The organism is Tianweitania populi, from assembly GCF_014652875.1.
Lineage (GTDB): Bacteria > Pseudomonadota > Alphaproteobacteria > Rhizobiales > Rhizobiaceae > Tianweitania > Tianweitania populi.
The window spans coordinates 109199-125312 of the sequence record NZ_BMZQ01000001.1; the positions used below are offsets into that span (position 1 = coordinate 109199).

Genomic DNA, 16114 nt, shown 5'->3' on the forward strand with positions numbered 1-16114 from the left:
GGCCGGACCTGACGATCAGGTCCGTCCCAGCGAAAAGTCCTTGCCGTCTTCGCGCTTAAGCGAAACGCGGTATTCGTAGCGGTCGGCGCAGTAGAAGATTTCGGCCGCGTAAAAGGGCTTCAATTCGGCATTGAAGAACAGGCGCTTGACCAGCATCAAGGGTGCCCCGACGGGTATCTCCAGATGCTTTGCTGCATAGTCGTCAGCAAGCGTCGCCGTCATGGTCTGCTCGACCTGTTCCACAGTGGCGCCCGCCTGCTGCACGAGATCGATCATGTTGGTTTTCGCCAGATCCTGACGCTTCAGCATCCCTCCAAACTCAGGCAGGATGTAGGCCGTGGACAGCGAGTAGGGACGGCGCTCCAAGAGGCGCACACGGACGGCGCGAACCAGTTCCGTGGTCGGTGCGATACCCATTTCTGCACAAACGCGAGGCGGCGCCTCGCCGTGATCCAGGCTGATCACCTTCAAGCGCGTACTCTTGCCGACGTCGTTCAGGTAACTGAACAGGCTGTTGACGTTCGAGACAACGGCCTTGTTGAACTCGTCCTCCTTCGTGCGTTTGGTGACAAAGGTTCCGCGCCCTCGAGTACGGGTCACGAGCCGCTCGGCAGTAAGCATCTCCATGGCTTTGCGGATCGTGATGCGGCTGACCGAAAAGCTTTCCGACAGCTCCGCCTCGCTGGGGATCGCACGGTCGTCCGGATAATAGCCTTTGACGATCCGCTCCCGCAGCACCGCATAGATGCGATGGTAGAGCGGTGTAGGAGAATGCACTTGAACCATGGTGTCTCACTGAAAACAGCGGGCAGGGCCGCTGTAGCGCTCGTTTAAGGCCGTGGATCCTTCAACGGGTTCCGCAAACGCCGCCGACAACCGCAATCCCTTGTTCGTTCTGCTTCCAGATCAATCCCCTGATCTGCCGTCTTGTCTTGGAAGAGCATCCTCGCGGCCCACCCTACCCAGCGAAGGTCAGGTCCTAATATCATATCTTTTATATCTTTTGGAACTGGCTTCGTGTCGGGCGGCGATCAATGCGCATCAAACCTGCGACGACTTGAACGCAAGCGGTCGTTCCAGACTGTTGATGGCGGCTTTCTTGCGAAATGGATTCGCTCCGCGGCGTTCGAAAAAATGCGTAATGAGCGGCCGATTGCTGCCACGGGATGGTACGTTTGCCCCATCGCCGGCCTTCGGCCGGCTGAGCACCAGAAGATCACTGCCGTCTTTTTCAGCGAGGTCGTTGCAGGGGATTCAGGTGCCAAAATGCAACCCGAAAGTCGACGGACTTGGCTTCCAGCCAGTCGCCGTCAGCTCTTACTGCGAACAAGTATCCGTCGTGTGTCAAAGATTAGCCGGGATGTTTTTCGATTTTCGAGTAGCGAAAACGATATCTCTAATAATTACTGGAATAGCCAAGCGCTATAGTGCGGTCTCATAAAAACTAATCGGCCTTTATATTTTCGCTTTGATCTAGATCAAAGCCTCGCTGCGCTCGCCCTCTGCATGAGGGTGTGCTTACAATTTCATCACCATGACGCTTAATTCAGCGCTTTATTGTCGCGCTTTGCGCCAGAGCAATGACATCGCACGCTGTATTTTGTAGAGCCTGTATCAACCCACCCACTTCACCCCTTCTATGAACCGGAAGCAGGCATGGTTGAGACAACAGATACGACGGAGCGCCCGTCCTTTCGCCAGAAGCGGCGCCGCGAGCTGCTGACATTCGTCGTTCTGGCATTTGGCATTTGGCCGCTCGTAGCGGTCGCCGTGGTCGGCACTTACGGCTTCTCCGTGTGGATGTACCAGATCCTGAACGGCCCTCCCGGCCCGCATGAGATCGTTCGGGCCCAGCCGAATTCCGCCGAGTGACAGCCATGCGTGACGTTGTCAGTACCCGGCGCGGGTTCCTGACGGGGCGATCCGTCAGGGCGCGGCCGATCTTTTATCCGCCAGGCGTGACCGATCGCTCCATCCGGGATTGCTCGAACTGCGGCGACTGCGCGGCTGCCTGCCCGACCAGCATCATCTCGATGCAGAACGGCGTTCCGGCGCTCGATTTCGATGCTGGCGAATGCACGTTTTGCGGTGAATGCGCGAACCATTGCCCTGAGCCCGTGTTTCCGGCCGTGCGCGCGACGCAGTTTGCGCATCACGCGGTGATCGCGACGTCCTGCCTGGCCATGAACTACGTGGATTGCATGGCTTGCCGTGACGCCTGTCCGACGGCGGCGATCCGTTTCAAGCCGCGTCTCGGCGGCCCCTTCGTGCCCTCTATCGAGGCCGATCCTTGCACCGGCTGCGGTGCCTGCATTTCGGTCTGTCCCACGCAAGCCATCACCATGACGGCGCGAACAACGGAAGCAGCCCATGCGTGACGCCGTGCATCATATTTCCAGCGCGGTGGTTGTCGTGCGGCCCGAGGCGGTGGAGCGCATCTCGGCCAGCCTTGGTGAACTCGAAGGCGTGGAAGTCCATGCCAGCGGAAACAACAAGATCGTCACCGTGATCGAGGGACCGACATCCGGGTTCCTTGGCGACACGCTGATCCAGATTTCGGCCATGGACGACGTCATCGCCGCCCACATGGTCTTCGAACAAAGCATTGCAGAAGAAGGAGATGTCGCATGACGGCAGAACTCACGCGGCGTGACGTGCTGAAGGCACAGGCAGCCGCGATCGCGGCATCGACCGCAGGCATCGCCATGCCGGCCGCGGCACAGTCCGTGCCGGGCGGCGTGTCCAGCCTCGAAATCAAGTGGTCCAAGGCGCCTTGCCGCTTCTGCGGCACGGGTTGCGGCGTCATGGTCGGCGTCAAGGAGAACCAGGTCGTTGCGACCCATGGCGACATGGAAGCGGAGGTCAATCGCGGCCTCAACTGCGTCAAGGGCTACTTCCTGTCCAAGATCATGTACGGCAAGGACCGCTTGACGACGCCCATGCTGCGCAAGCGCAACGGCGTGTTCGATAAGGAAGGCGAGTTCGAGCCCATCACCTGGGAAGAAGCCTTCGACATCATGGCCGAAAAGGCCAAGAAGACGCTGAAGGAAAAGGGTCCCACAGCCGTCGGCATGTTCGGCTCCGGCCAGTGGACCATCCATGAAGGTTACGCCGCGACCAAGCTGATGCGCGCGGGCTTCCGTTCCAACAATCTGGACCCCAACGCCCGCCACTGCATGGCATCGGCCGCTTACGGCTTCATGCGCACCTTCGGCATGGACGAGCCGATGGGCTGCTATGACGACTTCGAGCATGCCGACGCCTTCGTGCTGTGGGGCTCGAACATGGCCGAGATGCACCCGATCCTGTGGTCGCGCCTGGCAGACCGCCGCCTTGGCCACGAGCACGTGAAGGTCGCCGTCCTTTCTACCTTTACCCATCGCAGCATGGATCTGGCCGACATTCCGCTGATCTTCACGCCGGGCACGGATCTGGCGATCCTGAACTACATCGCCAACCACATCATCCAGACCGGCCGGGTGAACCAGGAGTTCATCGACAAGAACACCAAGTTCATGACGGCCACCGTCGACATCGGCTACGGCCTGCGTGATGACAACGAGCTTCAGACGAAGGCCAAGGGCGTTGCGACCGCAGCCGAGATGGCGCCAAGCGACTTCGAGTCCTTCAAGGCGTTCGTTTCCGAATACACGCTCGACAAGGTCGCCGAGCTGACCGGCGCCGATCGCGGCTACCTCGAACAGCTCGCGGAACTCTATGCAGACCCCAAGACCAAGGTGATGTCGCTTTGGACCATGGGCTTCAACCAGCATGTTCGCGGCGTGTGGGCCAACCACATGGTCTACAACATCCACCTTCTCACCGGTAAGATCTCCGAGCCGGGCAACAGCCCGTTCTCGCTCACCGGTCAACCCTCGGCCTGCGGCACGGCGCGCGAGGTCGGAACCTTCGCCCACCGCCTTCCCGCCGACATGGTGGTGACCAATCCGGAACACCGCAAGCACGCGGAAGAGCTGTGGAAGCTGCCGCACGGACTGTTGCCGGAAAAGCCCGGCTACCACGCCGTCCAACAGGACCGCATGCTGCATGACGGCAAGCTCAATTTCTATTGGGTGCAGGTCAACAACAACATGCAGGCAACCGCGAACAACAGCAACGAGGCCTATAAGGGTTACCGCAACCCCGACAACTTCATCGTGGTTTCGGACGCCTATCCGACCATCACCGCAATGTGCGCCGACCTCATTCTGCCCAGCGCCATGTGGGTGGAAAAGGAAGGCGCCTATGGCAATGCCGAGCGCCGGACCCATGCCTGGCACCAGCTCGTCAACGCACCGGGCGAAGCGCGCTCCGATCTCTGGCAGATGGTGGAGTTTTCCAAGCGCTTCAACACCGAGGATGTTTGGCCTGCCGACATCCTGGACGCGAACCCCGACTACAAGACCAAGACCTTGTACGAGGTGCTGTTCCAGAACGGGCAGGTCGATCGCTTCCCGCTGTCGGAAATCTCACCAGATTACGAGAACCGTGAATCCAAGGCTTTCGGCTTCTACCTGCAAAAGGGCATGTTCGAGGAATATGCCAGCTTCGGCCGGGGCCACGGCCACGACCTAGCACCCTACGACACCTACCACGAGGTGCGCGGCCTTCGTTGGCCGGTTGTCGACGGCAAGGAAACCAAGTGGCGTTATCGCGAGGGCTATGACCCCTATGTGAAGGCAGGCGAGGGCGTGAAGTTCTACGGCCAGAAGGATGGCCGCGCCGTCATTCTGGCTGCGCCTTATGAGCCGCCGGCAGAATCGCCGGACGACGAGTTCAACTTCTGGCTCGTCACCGGCCGCGTGCTGGAACACTGGCATTCCGGCTCGATGACGATGCGCGTGCCGGAGCTCTACAAGGCGTTCCCCGGTGCACGTTGCTTCATGAACGGCGACGACGCACGCCGGCTCGGCATCAACCAGGGCGCTCAGGTCAAGATCCAATCGCGTCGCGGCGAGATCATCAGCCGCGTCGACATCAAGGGCCGCAACCGCATGCCGCATGGCGTGATCTTCGTGCCGTGGTTCGACGCCAGCCAGCTGATCAACAAGGTCACGCTGGACGCCACCGACCCAATTTCCAAGCAGACGGACTTCAAGAAATGCGCAGTCAAGATTCTCTCAGCATGATCGCGCGGCGTTGCTGGGCCCTTGCGGCAGTGGTCTTGTGCGTGCTGACGACGACGTTCGCACTGGCTCAGTCGGTGCCGGAACTCTCCGGCCAGCCGAACCCCATGGAAACGGCGGGCGCAAAGCCCATGCCAAAGTGGATCGTCGACGACATCCGCAAGATGCGCAACTATCCTGATCAGCCGCCGATTATCCCGCATTCGATCGATGGTTATCAGCTGTCGGTGAACACCAACCGCTGCATGTCCTGCCACCGGCGCGAGATGACCGAAGGCTCGGGCGCGCCGATGATCAGCGTCACCCACTACATGACGCGTGAAGGCCAGATGCTGGCGGACGTTTCGCCGCGCCGCTACTTCTGCACGGCATGTCATGTGCCGCAGGCGGAAAGCCGTCCTTTGGTCGACAACGTCTTCAAGGACATGAGCGATCTTGGCGTCAAGCCGGCGGGGGCTGAGCAATGATCGGCTGGATCAAGTCCATCCTTGTTTGGGCCTGGCGCATTGTTTCCACGCCGGCGTCCACTCTGAGCCTGGGCTTCCTGACGCTTGGCGGCTTTGTCGGCGGCGTCATGTTCTGGGGCGGGTTCAACACCGCCCTGGAAGTGACCAACACGGAAGCCTTCTGCACGGGCTGTCATGAGATGCGGGCGAACGTCTATGAAGAAATGACGCGCACGATCCACTTCTCCAACCGATCCGGCGTCAGGGCTTCCTGCCCCGATTGCCACGTGCCGCACAACTGGACCGACAAGATCGCCCGCAAGATGCAGGCGTCGAAGGAAGTCTGGGGCAAGCTGTTCGGCACGATCAACACGCGCGAGAAGTTCCTCGATCACCGCCTGGAACTCGCCCAGCATGAATGGGCGCGATTGAAGGCCAATGACAGTCTGGAATGTCGAAACTGCCATTCCACCGCGGCCATGGACTTGAGCAAGCAGACAACGCGTGCGGCGGAAATTCACGAGCGCTATCTTTTGTCCAACAAGGCAACCTGCATAGACTGCCACAAGGGTATCGCCCACGAGCTTCCCAACATGGAAGGCGTCGATCCCGGCTGGAAGGTTCCCGCCGAGCTGCAAGGCAAGACGGCGCATAGCGGCCTGACCGACACGGGACAACTCGCTGCCTATCTGGCTTCGAAAGAGATCGAATAAGTCAACCGGCGGGAGCTGCCCTCAGCAGCTTCCGCCTCGTGGGACGAGCCTGGTTCGCCAAAGGTGCGGGCTCTGTGATCAAAGGTAGTCTGCTGAACTTCCTGACAGGGACGATTGATCATCGCTGAGCCTCAGCAAGAATGCGGGGTAGCTGCGCAAGTTCAGCGTTGCATAAATGCCTCGCAAAAATTGGGCAGCTAACAAACATTAAGAAAAAGTTAAGTTACGTTGCAACCTGTGGACCTCCCCGACATTTGATCGGGATGGAAAACGCTGCTGACAAACCGACTGCATTGATCGTGGATGATGAGGCACTTCTGCGCATGCACGCAGCAGAAGTTCTCGAAGAGAATGGGTATACAGTGCTGGAGGCTGCCACAGCCGATGAAGCACTTCAGATCCTTGCCACGACGAGGGACGTCAAACTTCTGTTCACGGACATCGAGATGCCGGGCAAGCTCGATGGGCTGGAGCTTGCGCGCTGCGTTCACGACCGTTGGCCGCACATCCTTCTCGTTGTCACATCCGGTCGGCTGAGACCGGGTGACGAGGAGCTTCCCGAGCCGGGCTGCTTTATAGCTAAGCCGTACAAAGAAGCCGAACTGGTCACGAAGATCACACATCAGGTCTGAATGCGCGCATCATTTCGATGACGCTTGGGAGGGAACTATGTCCAACCTTCAGCTGGCGATAAAAATCGCTGATATCGCCAAGGAAGCCGACCAATCAGACACGCCCCTGGATGTGGAAACAGCTTCTTTGCAGCTTTTGGAAAGGCACCCTGAAGCGTCACAAACAGAGATCGAAGCAGCCCTTCGCGAAACCAGCGATACGGTTACCGGCTAAAAAAAGCCAGGCCAGAACGCGTCACCGCCGCCCTTCCCGAAAAGAAGAGCGGCGGCTAACGTCGAAAGACTACCGGTCCCTTTGTCAGGCCGACTGTACGGCCTTTTCGATATCGGCCAGGGAATGCCCGGTCAGATCCTTCGCAACCTCGCCAGCCAGCTTCGCGCTCAGCGTCTTATGATAATGCTTGCGTAGTTCGCCGAGAGTTCTTGGCGCTGCGATCACGACCAGTTGGTCGAGAGATCCACCCAAAGCCTTCTTGTTGAGCAACTCAGCGACGCCGGCGGCGAAAGAATCTTCTTCCTGCTGGCTGTCGTCGGGATTGGCCGAGCTGCTGGCATGCCCGGTTGAACCCTTGTTCTCGGATGAGACGTCGCCTGTCTTTTGCTCGGTCAGCTTGAGCGACCCGGCATCGCCGGCGTTCTTGAACAGCTTCAGATGATTTCCATCCACGACCGCAACCAGAGCACCATTGCGTAATTCCATCGAAATCACCTTCCGTATTTGATTGAGCGGAGGTGAAACCGTTCTGAGCCGCAAAGGATCCGAACAGCTGAAAGCCGCCACGGGATCCAACGAGGGCTTTGTACCCTTGAACCGCCGTCTAGCTCCCCGCCAGCTGCCTTGCGCCGGGGAAGGTCGAACGCTTCGTGATCCTCAACGCAGCCATTCGCCAAAACGCCTTTCGCCCTCCGGGCTGAAGCTGATGATACGCGAGTTCGGCAGCCGTCGTGCCCAGGACAGCGCGAAGAACCGATCGAGGATCAGCTTGCCGACTGTGCCCGCCAGATGATGCCGCCGTTGGCTCCAGTCGAGACAGGCGCGGCATTGCGGACGATTGCTGCGTGGCAGCTCCGCCTGCGTCACGCCGATAACGGCAAGGTGCCGCCAGCCTTTCTCAGTCAAAGCCAAGCCGTCGTCCACCCAGGCATTTTCCTGCATGTGGTCGTAAAGCGCCACGCCCATTTCGCCTGCCAGATGATCGTAGCAGATGCGGGCTTTGCGCAGGCTGGGCTCTCTCGGACCTGTTCGCAGGGGCGGAACGGCGTCGGAGGAAAACACCATCAGCGCTTCCAGAAGCGCCGCGACATGCGCGCCCGCCAGCTTGAAATAGCGGTGGCGGCCCTGTGCTTCTACGCTGAGCACTTCGCCATCCACCAGCTTGGCAAGATGGCTGCTCGCAGTCTGCTTGGTGATCCCGCCGAGGCTTGCAAGCTCGGTTGCGGTCAGCGCGCACCCGTCCATCAGGCCGAGCAGCATGGCGCTGCGGGCAGGATCGGCCACCAGAGCTGCGATGCGAGCGATGTCGGGACCATGCGTCATGGTTCGATCATAGTCGAACCATTCATTGAAGCCAATCGCTAGTCTCGATCCATCAAGGAGCCAGACATGATCACCTGCGTCATCACGTATGAAATCGACCCGAACCGCCGCGAGCTGTTCGAGATCTATGCCCGCAACTGGGGCCAATGCATCCCACGCTGCGGTGCCGACCTGATCGGCTACTTCGCCCCACACGAAGGCTCGGCAACAAGGGCCTACGGCATCTATTCGATCGCGTCGCTGGCCGAATACGAAGCCTATCGCGCGCGACTGGCTGCCGATCCCCTGGGTCGTGAGAACTACCACTTTGCGAAGCGAGAAGGCTTTATCCGCAGCGAAAACCGCCTGTTCGTGAAGCTCGCTTCCGCGCCGCACGGAGAGGGCGCATGATCGCCGTGATCTTCGAAGCCGAGACCTCCGCATCCGGCAAGGCGGACTACCTGGACATCGCCGCCCATCTCCGGCCATTGCTGGACGAGATCGACGGGTTCATCTCGATCGAGCGCTTCCAGAGCCTCACGGTGCCGAACAAGGTTCTGTCACTCTCGTTCTGGCGCGATGAGGCAGCGGTTGCGCAATGGCGCAACCTGCCGGACCATCGCAAGGCACAGGCAGCAGGCCGCGACCACGTCTTTGCAAACTATCGCCTGCGGATCGCCGATGTCCTTCGCGATTACGGCATGGCTGAACGCGAACAAGCTCCTGACGACAGCCGAGCGCTCCATTCCTGATCTGCGGAGATCGTTGTAGATTTCGATGAGGCCAAGCACCGGAGACGAGGATGACCATCACGATCACCGCTTTCGAAAGCTCTCCGGATCGAGGCCGAGGCTTGGCGCGCGACATGCGCGTGCGCTGGGCGATGGAGGAAGTCGGTTTGCCCTATGAGGTTCGCCTCGTTTCCTTCACTGAGATGAAGGAGCCCGCCTTCCTGAAGCTGCAGCCCTTCGGGCAGATCCCGACCTACGAGGAAGGCAACCTCGTTCTGTTTGAATCCGGCGCGATCGTCTGGCACATCGCGCAAACCCATGCCGGCTTGCTGCCGGACAATGCTGAGGGGAGGGCACGAGCGGTCACTTGGATGGTCGGCGCGCTCAACACGGTGGAACCGCCAATCCTGGATCGCGAAACCGCCATACTGCTCGAGCGCGACAAACCCTGGCATACCGAGCGCTTGCCCATGCTCGATGAACGTGTGCGAAAGCGGCTGGATCAGCTTGCCCGCAGGCTCGGCGACGCGGAATGGCTGGACGGCGCCTTCAGCGCCGGCGATCTCCTGATGGTCACGGTTCTACGCAGGCTGGCGACATCGAGCCTCCTGCAGGATCACAACAACCTGCTCGCCTATATCGCCCGCGCCGAGGCACGCCCTGCCTATAAACGCGCCTTTGCCGATCAACTGGCGGTTTTCACCAGCCGTGCCTAGTCGGCAACCATCGGCAGATCACCGAACACAGAACACTTAGCCAAACGGCAAAGTTTCTCTTGCGTTCGATTCACGATCAGTATTACTTAGCATTATGGCTAAGCATGATACCGATCTCTCGTTGCTGTTCCACGCGCTCGCCGACCCGACCCGTCGATCGATGTTGACGAAGCTCGCTGAAACTCCGGTCAGCGTCACCGATCTGGCAGGCCCAACGGGACTGCGCCTTCCCACCGTGATGCGGCATCTGTCCGTGCTTGAGGAAGCCGGGCTGATCACCACAGCCAAGGATGGGCGGGTTCGCACCTGCGCCATCGTGCCGGAGGCTCTCGTTCCCGCCCGAACATGGCTCGATGAGCAACGGGCGCTTTGGGAAGCACAGCTCAATCGGTTGGATGCTTTTGTGATGCAGGCGATGAAAGGACGTGAGGAATGACTGACGAAAGCGAAACCACAGCGGAACGGACCATGGTGCTGCAGCGGATCATCCAGGCGCCGCGAGCGGCCGTCTGGGGTGTCTGGATGAACCCGGAGACGCTGCCGCTTTGGTGGGGACCGGAAGGGTTTTCCTGCCGCACAAGGAAGATCGACCTGCGCAGCGGCGGCGAATGGATCTTCGACATGATCGCGCCGGATGGCACGGTATTCCCTAACCACCACATTTACAACGACGTCCAGCCCGAAGAGCGTATCGGCTATGCGCTGCTATGGGGTGAGAACGGACCCAAGCATGCCGATGCCCTCGTATCCCTGGAGGACGCGGGCGGTGCAACCAAGGTCACGCTGACAATGGTCTTCAGCACGGCCGCCGAATACCAGACGGCAAAAGGCTTTGGTGCCGAAGAACTCGGGCAGCAAACGCTAGCCAAACTCGAACGTTTCGTGTCTTCGCGCTGACTTGCCGATCGGCCGCTGCATGATCCGCCTGGGAGTTTGTTCCAGAACAAACTCCCAGGCGGTCTCCAGGCCCACGCCCCGGCAAATCTGATCTAGATCAAAGAACCCTCCCGCAACGTCAATAAGGTCACGCCATCGCAACGAAAGACGTCGCGGACGTCTAAAAGGAGAACGACGATGTTGACCAGGCGCGAAGCCCTCCGGGGCACGGGTGCCGGCGTGATGGCAGCCGCTTTGATTGCAGCGGTAGCCGCAACTCCTGCTTTGGCAGAGGCCAAGCCTGAGGCTATGGCCAACCTGGCAAGGAAGAAGGTCGACCTCGTTGCTCCGCCTTTCGTTCACGCCCATGAGCAGGTCGCGTCCGTCGGTCCGCAGGTCATCGAGTTCACGCTGACCGTCAAGGAACAACCGGTCGTCATCGATGGCGACGGCACGGTTCTGCAGGCCATGACCTATAATGGCTCGATCCCCGCGCCGATGATGGTTGTGCACCAGGGCGACTATGTCGAGCTGACGCTGGTGAACCCTGAAACCAACGAGATGCCGCACAATATCGACTTCCACGCTGCCACCGGCGGTTTGGGCGGCGGTGCTTTGACCCGCGTCAATCCTGGCGAACAGGTCGTGCTGCGCTTCAAGGCCGATCGCACGGGCACCTTCGTGTACCACTGTGCACCGGAAGGCATGATCCCCTGGCACGTCGTGTCGGGCATGAGCGGCACGATCATGGTTCTGCCCCGCGACGGCCTCAAGGATCATGAAGGCAAGCCGCTGACCTACGACACGGTGTTCTATGTCGGTGAAAGCGACTTCTACGTGCCGCGCGACGAAGCCGGCAACTTCAAGAAGTTCGACTCGCTCGGCGAAAGCTTCGCCGAAACGCTTGAAGTCATGCGCGGCCTCGTGCCCACCCACGTCGTGTTCAATGGCAAGGCAGGCGCTTTGACCGGCGAGAGCGCCCTGAAGGCAAAGGTCGGCGAGAAGGTCCTGATCGTCCACTCACAGGCTAACCGGGACACCCGTCCGCATCTGATCGGCGGCCATGGCGATTATGTCTGGGAAGAAGGCAAGTTCGCCAATGAGCCTGCTCGCGATCTGGAAACCTGGTTCATCCGGGGCGGCTCGGCCGGAGCGGCGTTCTACACCTTCAAGCAGCCGGGCGTGTATGCCTATGTCAACCACAACCTGATCGAAGCAGCCGAACTCGGCGCGACGGCACACTTCGTGGTGGATGGCGACTGGAACGACGACCTGATGACCCAGGTCAGCGCGCCCGCGCCGATCGTCAACTTCTGACCCGTTCGGTCTGACGAACATGCGATGACCCGCGCTCCAGCGGGTCATCGAACCTCATCGAGACCATCATGAAACGCGCTTTCGCTCTGTGCGCCGTAGCACCGGTTGTTGCCCTCGCAGTTGCGGCCCTCGCATTGCCGGGCATCCGGGCTTCCGCCGAAGTCGATCCGCAATGGGCGGCGGAAGTCGTGGCAGTGGCGCCGGGCACCTTTGCTTACCGCCTGCCTGGCGAATATATCGCCGCCAATAAACCCACCGATGCGCCCTTGCGCCATATGGGCGTCGGGCGTGGCGTTCAGATCATGAAATATCAGGTGACGGCCGCCGATTATGCGCGGTGTGTCACTGAGGCGCGCTGCAAGAAGGCGGATGGCAATCAGGCCGCCTCTGATCTCCCGGTCACCGGCGTCGACTTCCGCGACGCCAATGATTATGCCGCCTGGCTCTCCGAAAAGAGCGGACAGCAATGGCGTCTGCCGAGTGACGCGGAGTGGGTCTATATGGCCGCCGAGCGCGTGCGCGACGATTCCCTCAAGCTGAACGGCGACGATGCCAATCCGGCTACGCGCTGGCTTGCGCGCTACCGCAAGGAGTCCGAGAACGCGGCACCTGATCCTCAGCCCAAGCCGCGCGGCAGCTTTGGCACAAACAGCAAGGGCGTTGCGGATATTGGCGGCAATGTCTGGGACTGGACCTCGACCTGCTACAACCGCTCAACCCTCGACGCCGGGGGCAGCGTAAAACAGAGCGTCGAAAACTGCGGCGTCCGCGTCGCCGGCGGCAAGCACCGCGCTTACATGTCCTTCTTCATCCGCGACGGCAAGAGCGGCGGCTGCGCGGCCGGCATGGCGCCGCACAATCTGGGCATCAGGCTGGTTCAGGAGCAGCCATCCTACCTGTCGAAGCTGAAGGCGTTGGTGGGCTGGAAGGCCGGCGCTCCCAGCGTCTGACGAGTGCCGGCGATCACAACCCTTAGCGCCAGCCAACCGTGCCATCGTCCCGGTTGCATCCGTAGGGTGGAACAGCGTTCGGGAAGTTCGCCTTGAGCCGTCCGCAGGCCCAATCGTTGAGCGGGCGGGGCGCGCGCGAGTTCAACTCGATTCCGACCTCATCATAGGGGCTCTCGGTGTTCGTGGCATAGGCGTAGAACCGCCAGCCCAGCGTTGCCGTTATGGCGATAACAATGGCGATCAGGATCGGCAAAATGCTTTTCAAGGCGACCTCTAGGGCTGGATTGGCTCTGAACGCGTTCTGTATCGCGGAGCCGCTTTAGGCAAGCTGGGAGTTGGTGGTTGAGCCGGGCGCCTTCGGGTAAGGCGATAGATCCGGCGCTGTCGGTTCGCGCGAGAACAGCTTGCCTGCCCCCTTGCGCAGAGCGGGCTGGCTGGCGATCTTCAAGGCCGTGTGCAGAAGACCAATGCCCAAACGGCTTTGCGGGTTCATCAGCCGCGGACCGATCTTGGGTACGCCTTGTCCTTCCTCCACCATCGGACGCATGGCTTTCTCGTAGTTGGAAAAGGCCAAGGGAAAATCGTTCTGGCCGGCAAGTTCACCGGCAAGAACATAGGCGCCCGTCACCGCCAGCGTGGCACCGACGCCAGCAAGCGGCGTGGCGCACCAGGCCGCATCACCCGTCAGCACGACGCGGCCTTTCGACCAACTGGGCATGCGAACCTGACGCAGGACGTCGAAGTAGAAGTCGTCGCTGTTGTTCATGCCGTCCAGCACGCGTTGGGCCTGCCAGCCGGCATCGCTGAACGTCTCCTGGAGAAAGGCTTTCTGCTGCGCGACGTCCCAGTCCTGTTCAACTTCCGGCGGCTTCTGGATCGACAACATCGCACGCGTCGTACCGTGCGTGTCGGGGCGCAGCGAGATGCTCCGGCCGTTGGTGGCATTGTACCAGCGCCACATCCGGTCGTCGTCTGCTTCGCGCGGGATCGTAAAGTAGGCGATGGTCAGATCCATCCAGCGGGGATCGTTCTCGCCGGGAAACACCAGCTCCCGTGTTGCCGATCCCACGCCTTCGGCAACGATCACGGCATCGAAGGACGCCGAACGGCCGCTGGCAAAGGTCACGTGCGCTGCGTCTTCGCCCGGTTCCATGGCTTCGATCCTGTCATCGAAGCGATAGTCGGCAACCTCGCGTGTAGGCTCATATAGGAGACGTGCCAGATCACCGCGCAAGATCTCCATTTCCGCCGTTGGACCATCACCATCCATCTCGTCGGTGACGAACTCCGCGGCGACCTCTCCGTCGCTGTTCACCCACGCTGTGCCGGCTTCTCCCGTTCCATGATCGAGTGCGGTCTGCTCCAGACCCATGCGGCGCAACACTTCGCGCCCGACGCCCCGAATGTCGATGTTCTGACCGCCGTCCCGAAATTCGGGCGTGCGTTCAACCACCGTGACGTCGAAGCCTGAGTGGCCAAGCCAAAAGGCAGCAGTGTTGCCGGCGACGCTGGCGCCGGTGATCAAGATGCGACGGGGCACGGAGCCTCCGGGTCAACCCGTTCGTCAGATGATTCCATCGGGTCAGATTGGAGCATCGCCGGACAGGGTGCCAGTCCGGGCGAGGGGATGGGAGGGGCATCTTGCGGGAGAGTCAAGCATTGCACGCGGCGAAAGGTGCGTTGGCTGCTCTTGCTCAATGCTGCGCTTGCCGCTAGGAAAGCCTGGTGTCGGTTCGCGAAAGCGACGAACAGGGAATTCGAAGCGGGCTCATAGCCCGTTAAACGAAACTGCCCCCGCAACTGTAGGCGGCGAGCATGTCCGGAAAGCCACTGAGCCGAAAGGCTTGGGAAGGCCGGATCATGCGGCGACCCGCCAGTCAGGAGACCTGCCGGCACACGGAAACGAAACAAGCCGGACGGGGTGTCCGGGGAGGTTGTCGATGACGTTTGCCCTGCTGATAAAGCAGCTGCCGTGGATCCGTGCGCATGCCGGATGCCCTCATTGCCGTCCTGACCTGGAGTCTTCGCGCTGGCACCTGGCCTCAACGGAGATCCGCCCGTCATGATGATCAATCGCTCCCTGCTCGTGGCCGCCGGCCTCGGGCTTTCCACTTTTGCCGCGCAGGCTGAAGCCACCAAATATCCGCTGACGCTGGAGAATTGCGGCCAGACCGTCACCTTCGATCACGCGCCGGACAGCGCCGTCACCGTGGGTCAGGCGGCAACCGAGGTGCTGTATTCGCTGGGTCTCGGCGAAAAGGTGAAGGGCACATCGGTCTGGTTCACCGATGTTTTGCCGGAATACAAGGCGCTCAATGCCAAGGTCGAACGCTTGGCAGACAATGATCCAAGCTTCGAAAGCGTCGTCAACAAGCGGCCCGGTCTTGTTGCAATCCAGTTCGAATGGCATGTCGGCCCGCAGGGCATCGTCGCCACGCGCGAGCAGTTCCATGATGTGAAGATCCCGACCTATGTCATGCCCGCCGATTGTGTGGCCAAGGACAATTCGGTCGGCATCGATGGAACCCGCACGCAGCTGTTTTCCACCGACAGCATCCACAAGGGTGTGCGCGAACTGGCCGAAATCTTCGACGTGCAGGACAAGGGCGCGGCTCTCGTCGCCGATCTGAAGGCGCGGGAAGAGAAAGCGATCGAGCGCGCTAAGGCTGTTGCACGCGACGATGTTTCCGCCGTGTTCTGGTTCTCCAGCGCAGAGATGAACATCGACCCATACGTCGCCGGCCGCAAGGGCGGGCCGGCCTACATGATGGAGAAGACGGGCATCCGCAACATCGTGGAGTCCGACGAGGAATGGCCGGTGGTTGGCTGGGAAACCATTGCCAAGGCAAACCCGACCTTCATCGTCGTCGCTCGGATGGATCGTCGCCGCTTCCCGGCCGATGACGTCGAGAAGAAGCTCGAGTTCCTCAAGAATGATCCCGTTGCCAGCCAGATGGAAGCCGTCAAGGCCGGACGCATCGTGGTCATGGACGGGCATGCGATGGATGCCACGATCCGTACGATCAACGGTATCGAGGTCCTGGCGGACGCTCTGGAAAAGGCCGATCTCACGAAGAAGAACTGAAAGCTG

General features: G+C 60.6%; 20 protein-coding genes, 1 pseudogene and 1 riboswitch. Of the genes and pseudogenes, 16 read left to right on the forward strand and 5 right to left on the reverse strand.

The genetic code is table 11. The features are described from left to right. Positions 1 to 15: 15 nt before the first annotated feature. A complete protein-coding gene (locus IE166_RS00530; RefSeq protein ID WP_189500865.1) occupies positions 16 to 786 on the reverse strand; it encodes a GntR family transcriptional regulator in 771 nt (256 codons plus the stop codon). 870 nt (positions 787 to 1656) lie between these two features. On the opposite strand from IE166_RS00530, the gene napE reads away from it, so the two are divergent. From napE to IE166_RS00570, 8 genes are all read left to right on the forward strand, one after another. Further along, a complete protein-coding gene (gene napE / locus IE166_RS00535; RefSeq protein WP_189500866.1) occupies positions 1657 to 1872 on the forward strand; it encodes a periplasmic nitrate reductase, NapE protein in 216 nt (71 codons plus the stop codon). Positions 1873 to 1877: 5 nt separating this feature from the next. After that, complete coding sequence (locus IE166_RS00540) at positions 1878 to 2378, forward strand: ferredoxin-type protein NapF (RefSeq protein ID WP_189500868.1); 501 nt, start codon at positions 1878 to 1880, stop codon at positions 2376 to 2378. Beyond that, positions 2371 to 2631 carry a chaperone NapD gene (locus IE166_RS00545; protein WP_189500870.1) on the forward strand — a complete coding sequence of 87 codons (261 nt, stop codon included), beginning with the start codon at positions 2371 to 2373 and terminating at the stop codon, positions 2629 to 2631. The genes IE166_RS00540 and IE166_RS00545 overlap by 8 nt, the downstream gene beginning before the upstream one ends. Then, positions 2628 to 5129, forward strand: coding sequence for a periplasmic nitrate reductase subunit alpha (gene napA / locus IE166_RS00550; protein WP_189500872.1), 2502 nt, complete (start codon positions 2628 to 2630; stop codon positions 5127 to 5129). Before IE166_RS00545 ends, napA begins: the two co-directional genes overlap by 4 nt. Continuing rightward, on the forward strand, positions 5102 to 5593 hold the full coding sequence (locus IE166_RS00555; protein WP_189500874.1) for a nitrate reductase cytochrome c-type subunit: 492 nt from the start codon (positions 5102 to 5104) through the stop codon (positions 5591 to 5593). The genes napA and IE166_RS00555 overlap by 28 nt, the downstream gene beginning before the upstream one ends. Continuing rightward, the gene (locus tag IE166_RS00560; protein ID WP_189500876.1) at positions 5590 to 6285 is read left to right on the forward strand and encodes a cytochrome c3 family protein; all 696 of its coding nucleotides are present in this window, start codon (positions 5590 to 5592) and stop codon (positions 6283 to 6285) included. Before IE166_RS00555 ends, IE166_RS00560 begins: the two co-directional genes overlap by 4 nt. Positions 6286 to 6548: 263 nt before the next feature. Then, positions 6549 to 6917 (forward strand): response regulator, encoded by a 369-nt coding sequence (locus IE166_RS00565; protein ID WP_189500878.1) that lies wholly within the window; start codon positions 6549 to 6551, stop codon positions 6915 to 6917. A gap of 37 nt (positions 6918 to 6954) precedes the next feature. Continuing rightward, on the forward strand, positions 6955 to 7131 hold the full coding sequence (locus IE166_RS00570) for a hypothetical protein (RefSeq protein ID WP_189500880.1): 177 nt from the start codon (positions 6955 to 6957) through the stop codon (positions 7129 to 7131). A gap of 84 nt (positions 7132 to 7215) precedes the next feature. Here the strand turns inward: IE166_RS00570 and IE166_RS00575 are convergent, their stop codons facing one another. Together IE166_RS00575 and IE166_RS00580 are read right to left on the reverse strand one after the other, a co-directional pair. Continuing rightward, positions 7216 to 7617 (reverse strand): host attachment family protein, encoded by a 402-nt coding sequence (locus IE166_RS00575; RefSeq protein WP_189500882.1) that lies wholly within the window; start codon positions 7615 to 7617, stop codon positions 7216 to 7218. Positions 7618 to 7788: 171 nt separating this feature from the next. Next, complete coding sequence (locus tag IE166_RS00580) at positions 7789 to 8454, reverse strand: ArsR/SmtB family transcription factor (protein WP_189500884.1); 666 nt, start codon at positions 8452 to 8454, stop codon at positions 7789 to 7791. A gap of 66 nt (positions 8455 to 8520) precedes the next feature. On the opposite strand from IE166_RS00580, the gene IE166_RS00585 reads away from it, so the two are divergent. The 7 genes and pseudogenes from IE166_RS00585 (at position 8521) to IE166_RS00615 (ending at position 13023) form a co-directional block, all read left to right on the forward strand. Then, positions 8521 to 8844, forward strand: a complete 324-nt coding sequence (locus IE166_RS00585; RefSeq protein ID WP_189500886.1) for an NIPSNAP family protein — start codon at positions 8521 to 8523, stop codon at positions 8842 to 8844. After that, entirely contained in the window at positions 8841 to 9185 is a 345-nt protein-coding gene (locus tag IE166_RS00590) for an antibiotic biosynthesis monooxygenase family protein (protein ID WP_189500888.1), read from the forward strand. Before IE166_RS00585 ends, IE166_RS00590 begins: the two co-directional genes overlap by 4 nt. Before the next feature lie 50 nt (positions 9186 to 9235). Beyond that, positions 9236 to 9880, forward strand: coding sequence for a glutathione S-transferase family protein (locus tag IE166_RS00595; protein WP_189500891.1), 645 nt, complete (start codon positions 9236 to 9238; stop codon positions 9878 to 9880). A gap of 94 nt (positions 9881 to 9974) precedes the next feature. Then, complete coding sequence (locus IE166_RS00600; protein WP_189500893.1) at positions 9975 to 10316, forward strand: ArsR/SmtB family transcription factor; 342 nt, start codon at positions 9975 to 9977, stop codon at positions 10314 to 10316. Positions 10317 to 10333: 17 nt separating this feature from the next. After that, positions 10334 to 10777 (forward strand): annotated as a pseudogene (locus IE166_RS00605) (SRPBCC domain-containing protein); the annotation flags it as partial. 177 nt (positions 10778 to 10954) lie between these two features. After that, on the forward strand, positions 10955 to 12073 hold the full coding sequence (nirK, locus tag IE166_RS00610) for a copper-containing nitrite reductase (RefSeq protein WP_189500895.1): 1119 nt from the start codon (positions 10955 to 10957) through the stop codon (positions 12071 to 12073). 68 nt (positions 12074 to 12141) lie between these two features. After that, on the forward strand, positions 12142 to 13023 hold the full coding sequence (locus IE166_RS00615) for an SUMF1/EgtB/PvdO family nonheme iron enzyme (protein WP_189500897.1): 882 nt from the start codon (positions 12142 to 12144) through the stop codon (positions 13021 to 13023). 22 nt (positions 13024 to 13045) lie between these two features. On the opposite strand, the gene IE166_RS00620 is transcribed toward IE166_RS00615, so the two are convergent. Both IE166_RS00620 and IE166_RS00625 read right to left on the reverse strand, forming a co-directional pair. Beyond that, positions 13046 to 13288 carry a hypothetical protein gene (locus tag IE166_RS00620; RefSeq protein WP_189500899.1) on the reverse strand — a complete coding sequence of 81 codons (243 nt, stop codon included), beginning with the start codon at positions 13286 to 13288 and terminating at the stop codon, positions 13046 to 13048. Between the two features lie 54 nt (positions 13289 to 13342). Continuing rightward, the gene (locus IE166_RS00625; protein ID WP_189500901.1) at positions 13343 to 14563 is read right to left on the reverse strand and encodes an FAD-dependent monooxygenase; all 1221 of its coding nucleotides are present in this window, start codon (positions 14561 to 14563) and stop codon (positions 13343 to 13345) included. 172 nt (positions 14564 to 14735) lie between these two features. Next, positions 14736 to 14931: riboswitch (cobalamin riboswitch) on the forward strand. 154 nt (positions 14932 to 15085) lie between these two features. Between IE166_RS00625 and IE166_RS00630 the strand changes: the two genes are divergently transcribed. Continuing rightward, positions 15086 to 16108: an ABC transporter substrate-binding protein gene (locus tag IE166_RS00630; RefSeq protein WP_210312931.1), complete on the forward strand. Its 1023-nt coding sequence runs from the start codon at positions 15086 to 15088 to the stop codon at positions 16106 to 16108. Positions 16109 to 16114: the final 6 nt, after the last annotated feature.

What these genes read in the sequence shown, in the direction of transcription:
- IE166_RS00630 (WP_210312931.1), top strand. Translation starts at nt 15,086, where the DNA reads ATGATGATCAATCGCTCCCTGCTCGTGGCCGCCGGCCTCGGGCTTTCC.
- IE166_RS00590 (WP_189500888.1), top strand. Translation starts at nt 8,841, where the DNA reads ATGATCGCCGTGATCTTCGAAGCCGAGACCTCCGCATCCGGCAAGGCG.
- IE166_RS00580 (WP_189500884.1), bottom strand. Translation starts at nt 8,454, where the DNA reads ATGACGCATGGTCCCGACATCGCTCGCATCGCAGCTCTGGTGGCCGAT.
- nirK (WP_189500895.1), top strand. Translation starts at nt 10,955, where the DNA reads ATGTTGACCAGGCGCGAAGCCCTCCGGGGCACGGGTGCCGGCGTGATG.
- IE166_RS00615 (WP_189500897.1), top strand. Translation starts at nt 12,142, where the DNA reads ATGAAACGCGCTTTCGCTCTGTGCGCCGTAGCACCGGTTGTTGCCCTC.
- napA (WP_189500872.1), top strand. Translation starts at nt 2,628, where the DNA reads ATGACGGCAGAACTCACGCGGCGTGACGTGCTGAAGGCACAGGCAGCC.
- IE166_RS00560 (WP_189500876.1), top strand. Translation starts at nt 5,590, where the DNA reads ATGATCGGCTGGATCAAGTCCATCCTTGTTTGGGCCTGGCGCATTGTT.
- IE166_RS00540 (WP_189500868.1), top strand. Translation starts at nt 1,878, where the DNA reads ATGCGTGACGTTGTCAGTACCCGGCGCGGGTTCCTGACGGGGCGATCC.
- IE166_RS00575 (WP_189500882.1), bottom strand. Translation starts at nt 7,617, where the DNA reads ATGGAATTACGCAATGGTGCTCTGGTTGCGGTCGTGGATGGAAATCAT.
- IE166_RS00585 (WP_189500886.1), top strand. Translation starts at nt 8,521, where the DNA reads ATGATCACCTGCGTCATCACGTATGAAATCGACCCGAACCGCCGCGAG.
- IE166_RS00565 (WP_189500878.1), top strand. Translation starts at nt 6,549, where the DNA reads ATGGAAAACGCTGCTGACAAACCGACTGCATTGATCGTGGATGATGAG.
- IE166_RS00555 (WP_189500874.1), top strand. Translation starts at nt 5,102, where the DNA reads ATGCGCAGTCAAGATTCTCTCAGCATGATCGCGCGGCGTTGCTGGGCC.
- IE166_RS00570 (WP_189500880.1), top strand. Translation starts at nt 6,955, where the DNA reads ATGTCCAACCTTCAGCTGGCGATAAAAATCGCTGATATCGCCAAGGAA.
- IE166_RS00545 (WP_189500870.1), top strand. Translation starts at nt 2,371, where the DNA reads ATGCGTGACGCCGTGCATCATATTTCCAGCGCGGTGGTTGTCGTGCGG.
- IE166_RS00600 (WP_189500893.1), top strand. Translation starts at nt 9,975, where the DNA reads ATGGCTAAGCATGATACCGATCTCTCGTTGCTGTTCCACGCGCTCGCC.
- napE (WP_189500866.1), top strand. Translation starts at nt 1,657, where the DNA reads ATGGTTGAGACAACAGATACGACGGAGCGCCCGTCCTTTCGCCAGAAG.
- IE166_RS00530 (WP_189500865.1), bottom strand. Translation starts at nt 786, where the DNA reads ATGGTTCAAGTGCATTCTCCTACACCGCTCTACCATCGCATCTATGCG.
- IE166_RS00595 (WP_189500891.1), top strand. Translation starts at nt 9,236, where the DNA reads ATGACCATCACGATCACCGCTTTCGAAAGCTCTCCGGATCGAGGCCGA.